The sequence below is a fragment of the Bradyrhizobium sp. USDA 4449 genome, assembly GCF_054056275.1.
Map to the genome: position 1 here is coordinate 5,137,655 of NZ_JBSRYD010000001.1, position 16,182 is coordinate 5,153,836.

Consider the following 16,182-nt stretch of genomic DNA (forward strand, 5'->3'; position numbering starts at 1 on the left):
CGATGAGCGACAAGAAGCAGTTTCGTCTCGGGTTAGTCGGCTACGGTGAAATCGGCAGCACGCTTGGAAAGGGGTTGCGCGAAGCCGGCCTGCAAGAAGTCTTCTGCTACGACAAGTACGCGTTCAATGGCCCCTACGCGGAGCTTATTCAGGAGCGCGCCAAAGCAGCCGGCGTTACGCTTGTGAAGTCCAACAAGGAGCTCGCCGACGCGGCGGAGCTGATCTTCAGTGTAACGCCAGGTTCCGCTTCGCTCGAAAGTGCCGACGCTTTTGCGCCATTTATCACGGATCGGCACACCTTTCTCGACTTCGCGTCCGCGACTCCGAAGATCAAGAAGAGCGTCGCGGCCAAGCTTGCATCAAGCGGCGCCCTTCTCGGCGACGGCTCGATCGAGGGAACGCCGCTTCATGGTTACTCGATGCGCATGCTGTCGAGTGGTCCCGCAGGCGAGCGCGTTCGGGATTGGCTCGTCCCGTGGGGCATGCAGATCGAATTCACCGGGCCAGTTCTCGGCACTGCATCCGGCATCAAGATTATCCGTTCCGTCCTCATCAAGGGCATTGAGGCGCTGACGGACGAGATGCTGCTGGCAGCCCGTCAATACGGGATCGATGAGGTCGTCCTTGCCTCCGCTTCCAAGACGCTCGCGCGGCCCTTCATGGATACGGTCCACAGCCTCACTCCGTCGGGCGTGATCCACGCCAAGCGCCGCGCGGAGGAGCTTGAAATGTCGGCTGATGCCGTCGCAGACGCCGGTGTCGAGCCAATCATGGCGCGCGCGATCGCGGCCCGCCTGCGGTGGAAGGAAAGCTTGGGTCTGAAGGACCACTTCAAGGGCGTTGTGCCGGCCAACTACAAAATCGCTATCGATGCGATCGTCGAGAAGATGCAGAGCAAAGCAAGAGCAGCCGAATAAGGCGACGGATAGGGAGGTGGAAGTGGCGAGCGCTCGAACAGATCTGGACCAGTTTGAAAAGGCGACGATGCGCAAGGTGATCTTGCGCCTCGTACCCTTTTTGATGGTCTGCTATTTCTTTGCGTTGCTGGACCGCGTCAACGTCGGCTTTGCTGCTCTGCAGATGAACAAGGATCTCGGCCTTACTCCGGCAGTGTTCGGTTTCGGCGCGAGTCTGTTCTTCGTCTCGTATTTTCTCGTTGAAGTTCCCAGCAATTTGGCGCTTCAGAAGGTGGGCGCCCGACGCTGGATCGCGCGCATCATGATCACGTGGGGCCTTGTGACGGCGTGCATGGCCCTTGTTGTCGGGCCGCATTCGCTTTACGCCATGCGGTTCTTGCTCGGTGCGGCGGAGGCTGGTTTCTTTCCCGGCGCAATCCTCTACCTGACCTATTGGCTTCCGTCGCAATATCGCGCGCGTATCTTGGCGACTTTTACGGTCTCGATTCCGCTTGCGACGTTCCTGGGGTCACCCTTATCCGTCACTCTGCTCGAGCTCGACGGCGCGCTCGGACTGCGCGGCTGGCAGTGGCTCTTTATTCTGGAGGGATTGCCCACCGTGCTTCTCGGCTTTGCCTGTCTGTTCGTCTTGACCGACAAGCCGGCCCAGGCCACGTGGCTCACGACCGAAGAGAGGGAGTGGCTGACGGGGCGCATAGAGGCCGAGGCCGCCATGCGCAAGCCGGTGGGGCATCTCTCGCTTTGGCAATTGGCGACAAACAAGTACTTCCTTGTCATGGCGCTTGTTTGTTCCGGTGCGTCGGCAACCGGGAGCGTCTTGTCGGTATGGCAACCACAGCTTCTGAAGTCGTTCGGATTGACGAACCTGCAAACCGGCTTCGTCAATGCCATTCCCTATGGCATTGCAACGGTCGTGATGGTTCTGTGGGGACGGCATTCTGACGGAACCGTAGAGCGTCGCTGGCACACCGCTATTCCACTCTTGCTCGCGGCAGGTGGCTTCACCGCACTGGGCCTGACGGGGACTGCGGTCGTTCCAACGATCATAATGGTCACCTGCTGCCTGGTTGGGGCTTATGCCTTCAAAGGCCCATTTTGGGCGCTTTCGGCAAGCTGGCTCTCGGCAAGCACGCTCGCGGCGGGTCTCGCTGGCATCAATGCTATCGCTAATCTGATCGGCGGCGGGCTCATGGTCAACGTGGTCGGCCTCGTCAAACAATGGACAGGCAGTTTCGTTTTGGGAATGTTGCCGCTTGCGCTGCTCTGTGCGGTTGCTGCCATCAGCGTATTGGTGCTCGGCCGGCGCACGACACGCGCGGCGGATACGGATGTTGCGACTGTAAAGCCATGATCGAGCTGGCTACCGACGTCTCGAATAGAGACTGCGCCATGTGAGAATTGGCCCTCGCTCGCTTCAGCGAGTAGACGCTGCCGCAGCCCATCGTGCCTGCGCGGGCGATCTCTTCCTTGGTGAAGGCCGCTTCGTCGACCAGCAGCGGGATGGACGTGCGGGCCGCGACGCGCGCCATGAACGCCGGCACGTTGTTCGATCAGGGCAACACCCAATTCCCCCAGCCCGGGCATGAAGCGGATGCATTCGGCCTCGGTCCAACCCTGGTTAACATCGACGATCAGGCGGACCTCGTCGCCGAGGCCGGCGCGCAGTGCCGAGCGAGAAACAGCATGAAATTGCGGAGCTTCGTACGTTCCAAGTGGGTTGATCACGCAGCCGATTGGATCGCGGCGCGGAGCGCCGTGACCGGCGAGCCGGTCGCGCTCGTCCCCAACGGCGGCATCGAGATGAGAGATCCGATCGGGTATGGCCGCTCCGCCGGGGGCCCAAACCTGCGAGCGCTTACCTTCCACCAGCGCGCCGACCTCCTGAAGAAAAGATCGGCCAGTTTCTGACAGAGCGGAAAGACGAGTTCTATCGGCTCTGGCTGTCCACAGGCGGCTGCCCGTTGGTCAAAGGCGAGAAGTTGAAGCCGTAAAGCGCTAAATTAGGCGCGTGAAGAGCTGCGCGGTACTTTCCGGCCGAAGCAAATTGATCAACAAAGGTTGGGCGCAATCAGCGCGGTACTGCACGCACTCAACAGGTGCCGCAACGGTACCGGGCGGCCCGAAAGACCCGTAGTCGACCTGGCGAGGCAATCACGCAATCTCGGTAACCGATTGGAAAAGTGAGAGAATGCATCGACGATGAATATCTGAACTGCTATCGCCCCGAAAAACGAATAGACCGATCGATGTCCGAAGTGCTAACAGAATCAGCATGTTAGTACATCGTTTTTGCGTTGCACCCATGATGGATTGGACTGACCGGCACTGCCGGGTGTTCCACCGTCATCTGTCGAAGCGGGCCCTGCTCTATACGGAGATGCTGACCACCGGGGCCGTCATTCATGGTGATCGGGAGCGGCTGCTTGGGTTCGACGCGAGCGAGCATCCAGTGGCGCTACAGCTTGGCGGGTCGGATCCGGGCGATCTCGCGAAGGCTGCGCGGATCGGCGAGGAGTTCGGCTATGACGAGGTCAATCTCAATGTCGGGTGCCCATCCGATCGCGTGAAGGACGGCCGCTTCGGCGCCTGCCTGATGGCGGAGCCGGAGCTCGTGGCAAGGTGCGTCGAGGCGATGAAGGGCGCGGTCGCCATTCCCGTCACGGTGAAGTGCCGCATCGGCATCGACGATCAGGATCCGGACGTGTCGCTCGACGCGCTTGCACGGGCCGTCGTGGCTTCAGGCTGCGACACGCTAATCGTGCATGCCCGCAAGGCCTGGCTCAACGGTCTGTCGCCGAAGGAGAACCGTGATATTCCGCCGCTGGACTATGATCGCGTCTATCGTCTCAAACGAGCGATGCCTGACGTGCCCGTCATCATCAATGGCGGTGTCCTGAGCGTCGAGGAGGCGAAGGCACACCTCGATCATGTCGACGGCGTAATGCTCGGCCGTGCCGCATATCAGGAGCCGTGGCGGCTGCTCTCCGTCGATTCCGACATCTTCGGCCAGGCAGCGCCGCATGCGACCATGCAGGACGCATTCGAGGCGATGATGCCCTATATCGAGGCGCAGCTCGCACGCGGCACGCGCCTGCACGCCATCACGCGGCATTTCGTTGGCGCGTTTCATGCTGTCCCCGGCGCACGAGCCTTCCGCCGCCATCTCGCCGAACAGGGCGTGAAGCCGGGAGCCGGCGTCGACGTCTTGCGCGATGCGATCGCAAGAGTCGGGGCCCGTGCGCCGGCGGAGCAAGCTGCCGTGTTCAATGACTCTCAAAATTGGAGTGACTGCGCGCGGACAGAGGGCGCCCCGGAGCGCGTCTAATCGACCGCCGTGCGGGAGCGGCGATGGCTGGCCTGAAGTTCCGGATAGCCGGTGAGCATCAGCTTATCGGACCGCACACCCCAGCTCTCGAGGCGATCAAGGAAGCTCATGCCGAGCAGATTGGTCTTCATCTGCCCACGCTGGACCACGAGAGCCGGCACCGATTTCTCGACGAGATGGCCGACGGCGAGCCGGTCGATCGTGAGCCGCGCCGCCTTGGTGTGACCGCCCGCGGTTTCGAGGTCGACGTCGTATTCGAGCATCTCGAGCGGCAGCCCGATCGCCTTCGCGGTCTCCCAGGTCAGCACCACCGACGTCGCACCGGTGTCGATCACCATCGGAGCAGCCACGCCGTTGATCTTGGCGCGCAGCGCGAACTCGCCGCCCTGGCCGCGCTCGATCTGTACGGCAGGAGCGGGCGTCGCCGTCTGTGCACGAAACATGTGCGAGACCTTGTGGCTGGCCCGCGCGATCTGATCGGGATCGCCATAGGCGACGACGGCGCCGGCCGTGCCGGCAAGCATCATGAGAACGAGCAGAAAGCGGATCATCGCGCGCCTCCGATTGCACGCAAGCTGGTCAGGCGCGCTTCGGCGATCCCGCGATCGGCTGCAAGCCCGCATCCGCCATGCGCGCCGGCAGCAAAGCCATGAGTGCGAGCCGTTCGGCGCTTTCCATCGCGTGCCACCGCGCGATCTCCGGCAAGGTCCGGCCGCAGCCGAAGCACAGCTTGGTCCTGGGATCGATCATGCAGACGGCGACGCACGGCGTTTCTTTGCTCATGGGGATATAGTGGGGGATCGGCGGGCATCTCTGCAAGCATGTGCTACGATCCCGTCCCCGCGCTCATGATCGGCTTGTGGCGCGGCCTGCGCTTCTCGTCCGGGAGCATGGAACTCTCGGGCTGGAGCGGCGGCGCATCCTCCGATAGCGGCGCCAGCGCGCTCATCACGCGCTCCGGCGGGAAGGTGACGATCACCTCGGTGCCGATGCGGAGCTTCGATTTCAGCGTGAATGTGCCGCCATGCAGATCGATCAGGTTCTTGGCGATGGGCAGGCCGAGGCCTGCGCCCTGTTCGGCCGACTTGATCGAGTTTGAACCCTGGCCGAACGAGGCGAGCACGACCGGGATCTCGTCTTGCGGGATGCCAGAACCGGAATCCTTCACCGACAGATACTGTCCGCCTGACGCCGTCCAGCCAGCCTTGAGCCAGATCTCGCCGCCTTGCGGCGTGAACTTGATCGAGTTGGAGAGCAGGTTGAGCACGACCTGGCGGATCGCACGCTCGTCGGCCCAAAGCCGCGGCATGGCCTGCTCGAACACCTCGTGGATGGTGATGCCGCGGCTGGAGGCGCGCAGCTTCATGAGATGATGGCAGTCGGCGACGATGCCCACCAGCGACACCGCCTCCTCGTTCAATTCATAGCGCCCGGCCTCGATCCGCGACAGGTCGAGGATCTCGTTGATGAGGTTGAGCAGGTGCACGCCGGAATTATGGATGTCCGCCGAATATTCCTTGTAGACCGGCACCGCATGCGCGCCAAAGATCTCGCTCTTCATCACCTCGGAGAAGCCGAGAATGGCATTGAGCGGCGTGCGCAATTCATGGCTCATTTGCGCGAGGAAACGCGATTTAGCCACGTTGGCCGACTCGGCACGGTGGCGGGCTTCGTCCGAGATCGCCTTGGCCTGTTCGAGCTCTCCGATCAACGCGTCCTTCTCTGCGCGCGCCTCGAGCGTAGCGAAGGTCGAGGAGTGCAGGCGATGCGCCAGCAGCACGAAATAGCCTTCGGCGCCGAGCGCGAGGGCCGCCAGGATGTAGTTGTCGAGTGAGCCGCTCATCGCGAAGCTCAAGGCCATCGCGACCGCAACGGGCGCGGTCGCGGCGAGAGCTGCGATCGGCAGATTGGCGGCGAGCATGCTCGACACTGCGATCACCAGCAGCATCAGGAACATCATCAATGTTTCCGTGACGGTGTCGAGCACGGGATGGATCAGGATCGCCATCCAGCACAGGCCATGGAGCAGGTCGAGCACGACAAAGCGTGTCCGCCAGGCGCGCGTTGCGGTGGGCGAGGCAGGCTCGGCCAGGAAGCGGCTGCAACTGCGGATCATCGCGGCATGGATGCAAATCATGCCGGCGGTCCAGGCCGCGGCCGGGATCGGCTGCATCCATAGTCCGAACAGCACGCCGGTGGCGACCACCAGCAGCATCACGACATAGGAGGCAGAGAGCCTCGTCTGCGCATATTGGCGCAACAGCTCGGCGTCGAAGGCCGGTCGGGTTCCGCTGGTCGACGTTAACTTGTCGCGCGCCTCGCGCACCCGCTGCGCCGCAGCCCTTCGGCTGCTCGCTGATGGAGCGCTGACCGGCTCGGCCGGGAGCTGCACTACCTCAGGCTTTTCAACGGGGTTACTCATCAAGCAACAACGATTCCTGCCCACGTCGGACGCGGGCCTTCTGCATTGTCTATCTCTGGCAAGAAATCCTTAAGAGGTGACTTAAGGAGCTAAAGAATTACGTTAACCGGGCGTTAATTTCGATCGGGCGGCAGCCACTCAGTGCAGCCACGTATGCTGCGCGACATAGACCACGGCGCCGGCCAGGTAGCCCGCAAGTGCAGGCACGGCGATGCGACGGGCGTACCAGAGGAACTCGATCCGCTCGAGCCCCATGGCTGCGACGCCTGCGGCTGATCCGATGATCAGGATCGAGCCGCCGGTGCCGGCGCAATAGGCGATGAACTCCCAGAGGAAGCTGTCCGGCGGATAGTGTGCGAGGTCGTACATGCCCATGGTCGCGGCCACCAGAGGCACGTTGTCGACGAGGGCGCTGAGCAGGCCGAGCACGACGACGATGACGTCCTGGCGCCCGATGCTCGCCTCCAGCCACCTCGCCAGCATCGTCAGAAGGCCGGCATGTTCGAGGCAGGCGACCGCCAGCAGAATGCCGACGAAGAATACGATCGAACCCATGTCGATCCGGGTCAGCGCATGCGCCAGCGAAAGGGGGCGGCGTACATGCTCGTCCTTGTCGCGGTGAACGATTTCGCCGACCAGCCAGACGAGGCCGAGCCCGAGCAGCACACCCATGAAGGGCGGCAGATGCGTGACAGTCTTGAACGCTGGCACCGCGATCAGCACGCCAAGGCCGAGATAGAACATCAGGTTGCGCTCGAACCTGACGACGGCGAGCAACCCGCTGTCCCTTTGCGGCGCCGCGATGCTCTTGCCCCTGAGCGACAGGCTGATGAATGCCAGCGGCACGAGCAGATTGACCAGCGAGGGCAGGAACACCGCGCGCATGATGTTCAATGGCGTGATTTGTCCACCGATCCACAGCATGGTCGTGGTGACGTCGCCGATCACGGTCCACGCGCCGCCGGCATTGGCGGCGATGACGATGACAGAGGCGAACAGCAGGCGGTCGTCGCGCCGGGCGATCAGCCGCTGGATCAGCGAGACCATCACGATCGTCGTGGTCAAATTGTCCAGGATCGCGCTCAGAACGAACGAGACGAAGCCGACCAGCCACATGAGTGCGACTTGACTCGTGGTGTTGATGCGCGAGGTGATGACCTCGAAGCCGTCATGCGCGTCGATCACCTCGACGATCGTCATTGCGCCAATCAGGAAGAACACGATCTGCGCGGTCGAAGCGACGGCTTCGTCGAGCTGATGGTTGATCAGCGCATGATCGCTGATCGTGACTGCGTAGATTGTCCAGAGCAGCCCCGCGCCGAGAAGCGCGGTTGCGGTCTTGCTGATCCCGAGGGGATGCTCGAGCGCGATCGCCGCATAGATCACGACGAAGATTGCGGCGATCGCGGTCAGCAAGGCAGTATCAGGTCAGCGATTGAGGCGCGCGAGAAGGCTCGACGTATCCCAACGCTTGCCGCCCATGTTCTCGACCTCGGCGTAGAACTGGTCGACCAGCGCGGTGACTGGCAGATTGGCGCCGTTGCGGCGGGCCTCGGCCAGCGAGATCGAAAGATCCTTGCGCATCCATTCGACTGCGAAGCCGAAATCGTACTTGTCCTCGTTCATGGTCTTGTAGCGGTTCTCCATCTGCCACGATTGCGCCGCGCCCTTGGAGATGGTCTCGATCACGGCCGCGACGTCGAGACCCGACTTCTTGGCGAAGTGAATACCCTCGGAGAGACCCTGTACGAGCCCGGCGATGCAGATCTGGTTGACCATCTTGGTCAACTGGCCGCTTCCGGCGGGCCCCAGCAGCTTGCACATCCGGGCATAGGCGCCCGTGATGATCGGCTCGGCGCCGGCATAGGCATCGTGGGCGCCGCCGCACATCACCGTCAGCACGCCGTTCTCGGCGCCGGCCTGGCCACCCGAGACGGGAGCGTCGATGAACTTGAAGCCGGCCTTGGTCGCGGCCGCATCGAGCTCGCGCGCGACCTCGGCCGAAGCGGTCGTGTGGTCCACGAAGGTTGCGCCCTTCTTCATGCCGGCAAAGGCACCGTCGGCGCCGATCGTGACCGCGCGCAGATCGTTGTCGTTGCCGACGCAGCACATCACGAAGTCCTGGCCTTCGGCCGCAGCCTTTGGGGTTGCCGCGGTCTTGCCGCCGAACTTGTCCGCCCATTGCTTCGCTTTGGCGGCGGTTCGGTTGTAGACGGTGACCTCATGGCCCCCTTTTTTCACGAGGTGTCCGGCCATGGGGAAGCCCATCACGCCGAGACCGAGGAATGCGACTTTAGCCATGTGTGGTATCCGTAGCTTGAGTTTTACGGTTGCAGCCGGGCGGGGGGACGCCAGCCGGGGGTGCTTGGGTTCCGCCTGATGGGGAACGCGCGCACCATAAACCCTTAAGGGCGGAGGGCAACGGCTTCGTTTGGCGGCCTCCTGTGCTAGGATGGCGGACCTCAAGGACTTGCATAAAAAAGGGAGTGAAGCATGGGCGGCGTGAGTGTTGGCGTGCTCGATCATTTCAACATCCGGACCCGGAATCTGGCTGAGACGGTCCGCTTCTACGAGGAGGTGCTGGGCCTCGAAAAAGGCGCCCGGCCGAATTTCGCCTTCCCGGGGGCCTGGATGTACAGCGAGGGCAAGCCGGTGGTGCACCTCGTCGATATTTCCCCGACCTCCGAGCCACAGAAGCCGGATTCCGGCGTTGTCCACCACGTCGCCTTCGCCAGTCGTGGCTTCGACGGCATGAAGGAGCGTTTGGCGTCCAAGGGCATGAAATTTGACGCCCGCCAAGTGCCCGGGGGCGAACTCTGGCAGATCTTCGTCCACGACCCCAACGGGGTCATGATCGAGCTCAATTACGAGGCGGCCCAGGAGGAGCAGGGGGCCGCGCCCGCCGAGATGGCTGACGATATCGGCAGGCAGTAGCCTTTTGGCCGTTTCCGCTCTAATGGGGCATCCTGATGTCTTGAGCATGATCGGGCCGGAAAACCGCTTCACACTTTTCCGGATCATGCTCTCTCTGGGAGATGCGCTTTGAGCGTGACGCAGCAACAGGTCCTCGACAGCCTGGCCAAAATCAAGTCGCCGCGCGGGGTCGCGCTCACCAACGCCAATGTGCTGAGCGCGATCAGCGCTTCCGAGGGCAAGGTGTTCTTCTCGATCAATGTCGATGCCGCCGAGGCTCGGGCCTGGGAATCCGTCCGCGCCGAAGCCGAGGCCGCCGTGCGCGCCTTGCCCGGTGTCACCACCGTGATGGTCGCTCTGACCGCCGAGCGCAAGGCGGGCGCTGCACCGCCGCCGTCTCCGCAGCCGGGCCGTGGCACCCCCGGCGTGCAGCCGGTCCACGCCCACAAGCCGCCGCCGCAGGGCGGCGCCCAATCGCCGATGGCGCGGCAGTCCGAGATTCCGGGCGTGGCGGCCGTGATCGCGGTGGCTTCCGGCAAGGGCGGCGTCGGCAAGTCGACGACCGCGCTCAATCTGGCGCTGGGCCTTCGCGACCTCGGGCTCAAGGTCGGGTTGCTCGACGCCGATATCTACGGCCCCTCGGTGCCCCGTCTGACGGGCCTGCACGAGAAGCCGGAGCTGGACGGTGAGCGCAAGATGATTCCGCTGCGGCGCTTCGGCCTTGCCATCATGTCGATCGGCTTCCTGGTCGAGGAAGAGACCGCGATGATCTGGCGCGGCCCGATGGTGATGTCGGCGGTGACGCAGATGCTGCGTGACGTCGCGTGGGGCACGCTCGACGTGCTCGTCGTCGACATGCCGCCGGGCACGGGCGATGCCCAGCTCACGCTGGCGCAGAACGTGCCGCTCAAGGGGGCCGTCATCGTCTCGACCCCGCAGGACCTGTCCTTGATCGACGCGCGGCGCGGGCTTGCGATGTTCAAGAAGGTCAACGTGCCCGTGCTCGGCATCGTCGAGAACATGAGCTACTTCCAGTGTCCGCATTGCGGCACGAAATCGGACATCTTCGGCCATGGCGGGGCGCGCCACGAGGCGGAGAAGCTCGGAGTACCATTCCTGGGCGAGATCCCGCTGCACATGGCGATTCGCGCCACCTCGGACGCCGGCAATCCCGTCGTCGACAGCGAGCCTGATGGGCCCCATGCGGCGATCTACCGCGCCATCGCGGGACAGGTCCGCGACCAGCTCAAGGGCGTCATCGCAGCGGCATGAAGCGATTGCTGGGGACATGCGACTTTCGTCGCCCCCCGTCATGCCATTGTCGCGTTCCGCGGAAGTGGCTTCCGTGTTAAACGCCGACCGCAGCGAAGCCCCCTTCGGTTTGACGCAGGCTGGGCCCCGCGTCGCCGGAATGCGCGGCACCAAAGAGGAAGTTCGGGGAAACGCCCCAACAAGGAGAGACCTGAAGATGAAGCGTCGTGATTTCCTGAAAGTGTCGGCAGCGGGTGCGGCGGCGTCAGCCGCGGTGGCCTCGCCGGCGATTGCGCAGTCCTTGCCCGAGATCAAGTGGCGCATGACGTCGAGCTTCCCGAAGTCGCTCGATACCATCTATGGCGGCGGCGAACAGGTGGCGAAGTACGTCGCCGAGATGACCGACAACAAATTCCAGATCCAGGTGTTTGCGGCCGGCGAGATCGTCCCCGGCCTGCAGGCGCTCGACGCGACTTCGAACGGCACGGTCGAGATGTGCCACACGGTGTCGTATTACTATGTCGGCAAGGACCCGACCTGGGCAATCTACGCCTCGGTGCCGTTCGGCCTCAACGCGCGCCAGCAGAACTCCTGGTGGTACCAGGGCGGCGGCGAGCAGCTCGGCAACGAGTTCTTCAAGAAGTCGAACGTGATCGGATTCCCCTGCGGCAACACCGGCACCCAGATGGGTGGTTGGTTCCGCAAGGAGATCAAGACCGTTGCGGATCTGTCCGGCCTGAAATTCCGCATCGGCGGCATTGCCGGCCAGGTGCTTCAGAAGGTCGGCGTGGTGCCCCAGCAGCTCGCCGGCGGCGACATCTATCCAGCGCTGGAGAAGGGCACCATCGACGCGGCCGAGTGGGTCGGTCCGTACGATGACGAGAAGCTCGGCTTCGCCAAGGTCGCCAAGTACTATTACTATCCGGGCTTCTGGGAAGGCGGTCCGATGGTCCACGCCTTCACCAACCTCGACAAATGGAATGCGCTGCCGAAGAACTACCAGGCGATCCTCACCAACGCGACGGCCAACGCCAACAGCTGGATGGCCGCGCGCTACGACATGCAGAACCCGGCCGCGTTGAAGCGTCTGGTCGCGGGCGGCACCCAGCTCCGCCCCTTCACCAACGAAGTGCTCGAGGCCTGCCTCAAGGCGACCAACGAGCTGTGGGGCGAGATCTCGGCGAAGAACGCCGATTTCAAGAAGTCGATCGACGCCATGCAGGCCTACCGCTCCGACGAATATCTGTGGTGGCAGGTCGCCGAATACACCTACGACAGCTTCATGATCCGCTCGCGCACCCGCGGCTGATCTTCGGCTGAAACTGTCGGACTGAATGGCCCGGCCTCGTTCGCGAGGCCGGGCCTTTTTTATCGGCGATGTGGCAGGGCGCATTCAAGATCCGCAAAACAACCCCATGCACAGTAGACGCCTACGAGCGCACGTTGCAGCAGTGGATGCTGCCTCTGGCCTGCTTCGCTTCGATCGCGATGACGTCTGGATGGAGTTGAGCTTGACCCGTCGGGCAAAACAGTGGCATGTATCCATAATCGCTTAATCCGAATTTTGTGGGGCGCGATGTTCGGGACGATGAGCTTCGGCGCGCACCTCTGAGGCTTTAGTCGCAAGACCGGGCGGCCTGGCCCCGTGTAGAGACCGGCTTTTTCTTTGCCGCAGTGCGATCACGATGGCGTTCGGCGCGTCGCTGCGTCATGCTCCGTTCCAAGCCTCGGCAAGAAGGCTCACAATCACCGTTACACCAGGGGGAGGAAACCATGAAAAGAAGAGACTTCATCAAGGTCACGGGACTTGCTGCGGCCGGTGCCGCCACGCTCGCGGCTCCTGCGATCGCGCAGTCGATGCCGGAGATCAAATGGCGCATGCCGACAAGCTGGCCGAAATCGCTCGACACACTCTATGGCGGCGCCGAGATGATGAGCAAGATGGTTGCGGAAGCGACCGACAACAAATTCCAGATCCAGACTTTTGCGGCCGGCGAGATCGTGCCAGGCCTTCAAGTGCTGGACGCCGTGCAGAACGCGACGTGCGAGATCGGCCACACCGCATCATACTATTATTTCGGCAAGGACCCGACCTTCACCTTCGGCTCGTCGGTGCCCTTCGGCCCGAACATGCGCATCAACCAGGCCTGGTACATGCAGGGTGGTGGGCGCGAGGTGCTCAACGAGTTCTACAAAAGCTACAACGTCATCTCGCTGCTGGCGGGCAACACCGGCTGCCAGATGGGCGGGTGGTTCAGGAAAGAGATCAACACGCCCGCGGATCTCAGCGGCATGAAATTCCGCATCGGCGGCTTCGCCGGCCGTGTGCTCCAGAAGCTCGGCGTGGTGCCGCAGCAGCTCGCCGGCGGCGACATCTATCCGGCGCTGGAGAAGGGCACCATCGACGCCGCCGAATGGGTCGGCCCCTATGACGACGAGAAGCTCGGATTCTACAAGATCGCGCCGCACTACTACTATCCCGGCTGGTGGGAAGGCGGGCCGATGCTGCTCGCCTTCGTCAACCTCGACAAATGGAACGCGCTGCCGAAATATTACCAGAGCGTGCTCGAGCAGGCCGGCCACACCGCCAACAACTACATGATGGCGCGCTACGACCAGGCCAATCCGCTGGCGCTGAAGAAGCTGCTCGCCAGCGGCACCAAGCTGCACGCGTTCTCGCCACCGATCATGGACGCCTGCTACAAGGCGGCGAAGGAGCTGCACGCCGAAGTCGGCGCGACCAACGCGAACTTCAAGAAGGTCCACGACAGCCTCGCAAAATTCTCCAGCGACGGCTACGCCTGGTTCCAGGTCGCCGAGGTCGGCTACGACGTCTTCATGGCGCGGCACGCGCAGAGCTGATCGCGGCATCTCGCGACTGTGGACCCCGGAGCGAGAGCTCCGGGGTCTTTGCAACGATCGTTGAACTGACAATGAGCTTTGACCCCGCCGAGATTCAGAGCGCGCTGCGCAGGGCATGGTCGCCGTCGACAGCCGGCCAATGGACTCCGGACAATCCCGCGGCCGGGCAATGCAACGTCACGGCGCTGCTCATTCATGAGCTCTTCGGTGGCGATCTGCTGAAGACGCCGCTCCCGGCCGGCGATCATTTCTACAACAGGATCAAGGGGCGGCGATACGACTTCACGGACAGCCAGTTCGATCGGCCGATCGCTTACATGGATTTTCCGGCCAATCGGACCGAGGCGGAGCGGGGAGCGACGAGCGGCCAGTTGGCCGAGCTCAGAGCCGCTTTTCGGGAGCATCGTTCCAAATGAGTTGCGGCGTAGGATCTACGCTCGCCTTCCACCGAATACCGAGCTGAATGCGCGGGCGGCCTCCGGCGCCCATGATATTGCACCGAGAGCAATGTTATTATTGTCCTGAGATGAATATCGGAGCATATTGCGAGCAATCAGAAAATTGCACCGGGAGCGCCCGCAACCACGGAGCTACACCAATGCCCCCCAGTTATCTCGACCTGTTTCTCGCATTCATCGGATTATCGTTTGGCGTGCCCTCGGCGCTGCCCCGGCTGTTTTTCCGGAGCGAGGACACATCGCGCCGCCCGACTTCGTAGAGGCTAAGTATTTAGGGTAGCCGGCGCGTGCCGGTCATAGGCCGCTCGTCTCACCTTGCCGGTCTCAGATGCTGCCGGAAGAACGCCAGCGTGGCCGCATCGAGTTCGTTGTGGAATGCGACGCGATCGAAGCCGGGCCTGTCGGTGCAGAGATTGGGACGCTTCTTCGCGAGCGCCGGCGTGCAAGGCGGTAGGAATGCAAAGTGGCCGGCATTTTGCACCAGATGAAAGTCGGGCTTGACCGGCAGGTCGCGCACGATCGTGGCGACGTAATCCAGCGTGACTTCGCCGCCGGTCTGGTCTTCTCCGCTGAGCGCCGAAGCCCAGAGCTGGATCGGGACCGTCACCTCCTTCAAACCATCAGGGTCGAACAACGGGCCGAAGGCGGGATCGGCAATGACCAGGGCCTTGATGCGCTGGTCATGCGCAAATGCCGGCGTCGGAAATCCAGACTTTCGCAGCTCGGCACAGCCGGGGTTCGGAGCGCTCTCCGGGCACAAGGCCGACATCTTTCGCAGATCGGGATTGCCGCCCGCGACGACCAGGCCGGTGTAGCCGCCGCGCGAGAAGCCAAAGAAGCCGATATGCTCCGGGTCGAGTTTCGCCTGATCAGGCCATGAAGTGAGCATGTAGTCGATCAGCCGCGTGATGTCCGCCGGCCGCTCCGTGAACGCGGCGAGCGTGTCCGCGCGGCTCATGTCGCCGCTGCCTGCATCGACCGGATGACTGAGCGCGACGACGACGAATCCGCCATCCGCGAGCACCTCGGCCGTGTCGTGGTGCCCGGTGAAGCCTCCGCCATAGCCATGCGAGATCACGATCATCGGCAGCTTCTCACCCGAGACGGCGCAGTCCTGCGTCGCAGCTAGGGTCAAGGCGCGAAGCTGGACCTCGCCCACGGGCTCACGGCAGGGCGACCACACCGCCGCTTGGATCGCTGGAGCGCCGGCCGCGGCGGGTACGTCGACGAGGCGAAAGCCGGCGGCGTGGGCCAGTGTCGCCGTCACGCAGACGGCGGCGGCCAGCGCGAACTTGATGATTTGCATGCGTTACTGCTGTCGGGGACCCGGAGGCTTCAGAACGGGAACGGCAATTCGCTGTTACCGAGGCGGTCAAATCCGGCGCCCGTTGCAGGTCCGGTGCGGTAGTGGCCATTGTAATAGCCGAGGGCAGGGCGGTCTTTTGGCCGCGGCGGACAGGCCAGATCGGGGCGGTCGGCGAGAAGTGGCCGGCGCTCCCGATAGCGCGTCGGCCAGCAATTGCAGTTCTGGTCGCACACCATCCGTACCGCGACGGTCGGCGGCTGATCATCGTGATGGACGGCGGAGCCGCCAGCCGCGAGCAGTGCGACGTTGATAACGCCAACGAACAAATTGACCATGTCCTGATCTCCGGGGGATGCAGTGAAGCGCCACTGTTTCGCGCTGCGACATGACGACCTCATTGGCCTGTGCTAAGATTCGGCTCGGCGCTGGATGACATAAATGCGGTTGCTCGGTCTCGCTCTGCGGACGCTCTTCCTTCTGGTCGTGATCGTGGTCACCTTCCGCGTTGCCACGCCCCAGAGCGAGAGCTTGTGGACGGCTTATGACACGCCGTCCGATATGATTCGCTTCATCATCGGCGTGACCGTCTGCATTTTTCTCGGGGTTCAGATTTTTCAGTACCCGAAGAATCCGACCGACATGGGCAAATGGGTTCCCATCGGAGTGGCCGTCGTGCCGCTGGCGCTGCTTTGCGCGCTTGTTATCTGGTAAGCGCTCCGCGCGGTCCG

16 protein-coding genes and 1 pseudogene are annotated in these 16,182 nt (G+C 63.1%); 9 read left to right on the plus strand and 8 right to left on the minus strand.

Annotated features, from left to right (window positions below):
* Positions 1 to 2 precede the first annotated feature (2 nt).
* Together ACVIIW_RS23830 and ACVIIW_RS23835 are read left to right on the plus strand one after the other, a co-directional pair.
* The gene (locus ACVIIW_RS23830; RefSeq protein ID WP_456702965.1) at positions 3 to 917 is read left to right on the plus strand and encodes a DUF1932 domain-containing protein; all 915 of its coding nucleotides are present in this window, start codon (positions 3 to 5) and stop codon (positions 915 to 917) included.
* A gap of 22 nt (positions 918 to 939) precedes the next feature.
* Positions 940 to 2,268: an MFS transporter gene (locus tag ACVIIW_RS23835; RefSeq protein ID WP_456705250.1), complete on the plus strand. Its 1,329-nt coding sequence runs from the start codon at positions 940 to 942 to the stop codon at positions 2,266 to 2,268.
* Between the two features lie 251 nt (positions 2,269 to 2,519).
* Here ACVIIW_RS23835 and ACVIIW_RS23840 read toward each other — a convergent pair.
* Positions 2,520 to 2,783, minus strand: a pseudogene (locus ACVIIW_RS23840) (hypothetical protein); the annotation flags it as partial.
* A 406-nt stretch (positions 2,784 to 3,189) separates the two neighbouring features.
* On the opposite strand from ACVIIW_RS23840, the gene dusA reads away from it, so the two are divergent.
* Positions 3,190 to 4,242 (plus strand): tRNA dihydrouridine(20/20a) synthase DusA, encoded by a 1,053-nt coding sequence (dusA, locus tag ACVIIW_RS23845; RefSeq protein WP_456702966.1) that lies wholly within the window; start codon positions 3,190 to 3,192, stop codon positions 4,240 to 4,242.
* Here the strand turns inward: dusA and ACVIIW_RS23850 are convergent.
* The 5 genes from ACVIIW_RS23850 to ACVIIW_RS23870 all read right to left on the minus strand — a co-directional run bounded on the left by ACVIIW_RS23850 (position 4,239) and on the right by ACVIIW_RS23870 (position 8,965).
* Positions 4,239 to 4,793, minus strand: a complete 555-nt coding sequence (locus ACVIIW_RS23850) for a TIGR02281 family clan AA aspartic protease (RefSeq protein ID WP_456702967.1) — start codon at positions 4,791 to 4,793, stop codon at positions 4,239 to 4,241. The two genes, dusA and ACVIIW_RS23850, sit on opposite strands and share 4 nt — an antisense overlap.
* Before the next feature lie 28 nt (positions 4,794 to 4,821).
* Entirely contained in the window at positions 4,822 to 5,025 is a 204-nt protein-coding gene (locus tag ACVIIW_RS23855; protein ID WP_456702968.1) for a DUF1289 domain-containing protein, read from the minus strand.
* Positions 5,026 to 5,068: 43 nt separating this feature from the next.
* The gene (locus tag ACVIIW_RS23860) at positions 5,069 to 6,664 is read right to left on the minus strand and encodes a sensor histidine kinase (protein WP_456702969.1); all 1,596 of its coding nucleotides are present in this window, start codon (positions 6,662 to 6,664) and stop codon (positions 5,069 to 5,071) included.
* A 138-nt stretch (positions 6,665 to 6,802) separates the two neighbouring features.
* Positions 6,803 to 8,080: a sodium:proton antiporter NhaD gene (gene nhaD, locus ACVIIW_RS23865; protein WP_456702970.1), complete on the minus strand. Its 1,278-nt coding sequence runs from the start codon at positions 8,078 to 8,080 to the stop codon at positions 6,803 to 6,805.
* Positions 8,081 to 8,092: 12 nt separating this feature from the next.
* Complete coding sequence (locus ACVIIW_RS23870; RefSeq protein WP_456702971.1) at positions 8,093 to 8,965, minus strand: NAD(P)-dependent oxidoreductase; 873 nt, start codon at positions 8,963 to 8,965, stop codon at positions 8,093 to 8,095.
* Positions 8,966 to 9,157: 192 nt separating this feature from the next.
* On the opposite strand from ACVIIW_RS23870, the gene ACVIIW_RS23875 reads away from it, so the two are divergent.
* From ACVIIW_RS23875 to ACVIIW_RS23895, 5 genes are all read left to right on the plus strand, one after another.
* On the plus strand, positions 9,158 to 9,598 hold the full coding sequence (locus ACVIIW_RS23875; RefSeq protein ID WP_456702972.1) for a VOC family protein: 441 nt from the start codon (positions 9,158 to 9,160) through the stop codon (positions 9,596 to 9,598).
* Positions 9,599 to 9,706: 108 nt separating this feature from the next.
* Positions 9,707 to 10,849 carry an Mrp/NBP35 family ATP-binding protein gene (locus tag ACVIIW_RS23880; protein ID WP_456702973.1) on the plus strand — a complete coding sequence of 381 codons (1,143 nt, stop codon included), beginning with the start codon at positions 9,707 to 9,709 and terminating at the stop codon, positions 10,847 to 10,849.
* Between the two features lie 196 nt (positions 10,850 to 11,045).
* Positions 11,046 to 12,137, plus strand: coding sequence for a TRAP transporter substrate-binding protein (locus ACVIIW_RS23885; protein ID WP_456702974.1), 1,092 nt, complete (start codon positions 11,046 to 11,048; stop codon positions 12,135 to 12,137).
* Between the two features lie 464 nt (positions 12,138 to 12,601).
* Positions 12,602 to 13,690 carry a TRAP transporter substrate-binding protein gene (locus ACVIIW_RS23890; RefSeq protein ID WP_456702975.1) on the plus strand — a complete coding sequence of 363 codons (1,089 nt, stop codon included), beginning with the start codon at positions 12,602 to 12,604 and terminating at the stop codon, positions 13,688 to 13,690.
* Positions 13,691 to 13,761: 71 nt separating this feature from the next.
* Positions 13,762 to 14,106 (plus strand): YunG family protein, encoded by a 345-nt coding sequence (locus tag ACVIIW_RS23895; RefSeq protein WP_456702976.1) that lies wholly within the window; start codon positions 13,762 to 13,764, stop codon positions 14,104 to 14,106.
* 352 nt (positions 14,107 to 14,458) lie between these two features.
* Here the strand turns inward: ACVIIW_RS23895 and ACVIIW_RS23900 are convergent, their stop codons facing one another.
* Both ACVIIW_RS23900 and ACVIIW_RS23905 read right to left on the minus strand, forming a co-directional pair.
* The gene (locus ACVIIW_RS23900; protein WP_456702977.1) at positions 14,459 to 15,454 is read right to left on the minus strand and encodes an alpha/beta hydrolase family protein; all 996 of its coding nucleotides are present in this window, start codon (positions 15,452 to 15,454) and stop codon (positions 14,459 to 14,461) included.
* Between the two features lie 29 nt (positions 15,455 to 15,483).
* Complete coding sequence (locus ACVIIW_RS23905; RefSeq protein ID WP_456702978.1) at positions 15,484 to 15,789, minus strand: hypothetical protein; 306 nt, start codon at positions 15,787 to 15,789, stop codon at positions 15,484 to 15,486.
* A gap of 103 nt (positions 15,790 to 15,892) precedes the next feature.
* Between ACVIIW_RS23905 and ACVIIW_RS23910 the strand changes: the two genes are divergently transcribed.
* The gene (locus ACVIIW_RS23910) at positions 15,893 to 16,165 is read left to right on the plus strand and encodes a hypothetical protein (RefSeq protein WP_456702979.1); all 273 of its coding nucleotides are present in this window, start codon (positions 15,893 to 15,895) and stop codon (positions 16,163 to 16,165) included.
* Positions 16,166 to 16,182 lie beyond the last annotated feature (17 nt).

What these genes read in the sequence shown, in the direction of transcription:
- ACVIIW_RS23830 (WP_456702965.1), top strand. Translation starts at nt 3, where the DNA reads ATGAGCGACAAGAAGCAGTTTCGTCTCGGGTTAGTCGGCTACGGTGAA.
- dusA (WP_456702966.1), top strand. Translation starts at nt 3,190, where the DNA reads ATGTTAGTACATCGTTTTTGCGTTGCACCCATGATGGATTGGACTGAC.
- ACVIIW_RS23850 (WP_456702967.1), bottom strand. Translation starts at nt 4,793, where the DNA reads ATGATCCGCTTTCTGCTCGTTCTCATGATGCTTGCCGGCACGGCCGGC.
- ACVIIW_RS23855 (WP_456702968.1), bottom strand. Translation starts at nt 5,025, where the DNA reads ATGAGCAAAGAAACGCCGTGCGTCGCCGTCTGCATGATCGATCCCAGG.
- ACVIIW_RS23860 (WP_456702969.1), bottom strand. Translation starts at nt 6,664, where the DNA reads ATGAGTAACCCCGTTGAAAAGCCTGAGGTAGTGCAGCTCCCGGCCGAG.
- ACVIIW_RS23870 (WP_456702971.1), bottom strand. Translation starts at nt 8,965, where the DNA reads ATGGCTAAAGTCGCATTCCTCGGTCTCGGCGTGATGGGCTTCCCCATG.
- ACVIIW_RS23875 (WP_456702972.1), top strand. Translation starts at nt 9,158, where the DNA reads ATGGGCGGCGTGAGTGTTGGCGTGCTCGATCATTTCAACATCCGGACC.
- ACVIIW_RS23885 (WP_456702974.1), top strand. Translation starts at nt 11,046, where the DNA reads ATGAAGCGTCGTGATTTCCTGAAAGTGTCGGCAGCGGGTGCGGCGGCG.
- ACVIIW_RS23890 (WP_456702975.1), top strand. Translation starts at nt 12,602, where the DNA reads ATGAAAAGAAGAGACTTCATCAAGGTCACGGGACTTGCTGCGGCCGGT.
- ACVIIW_RS23895 (WP_456702976.1), top strand. Translation starts at nt 13,762, where the DNA reads ATGAGCTTTGACCCCGCCGAGATTCAGAGCGCGCTGCGCAGGGCATGG.
- ACVIIW_RS23900 (WP_456702977.1), bottom strand. Translation starts at nt 15,454, where the DNA reads ATGCAAATCATCAAGTTCGCGCTGGCCGCCGCCGTCTGCGTGACGGCG.
- ACVIIW_RS23905 (WP_456702978.1), bottom strand. Translation starts at nt 15,789, where the DNA reads ATGGTCAATTTGTTCGTTGGCGTTATCAACGTCGCACTGCTCGCGGCT.
- ACVIIW_RS23910 (WP_456702979.1), top strand. Translation starts at nt 15,893, where the DNA reads ATGCGGTTGCTCGGTCTCGCTCTGCGGACGCTCTTCCTTCTGGTCGTG.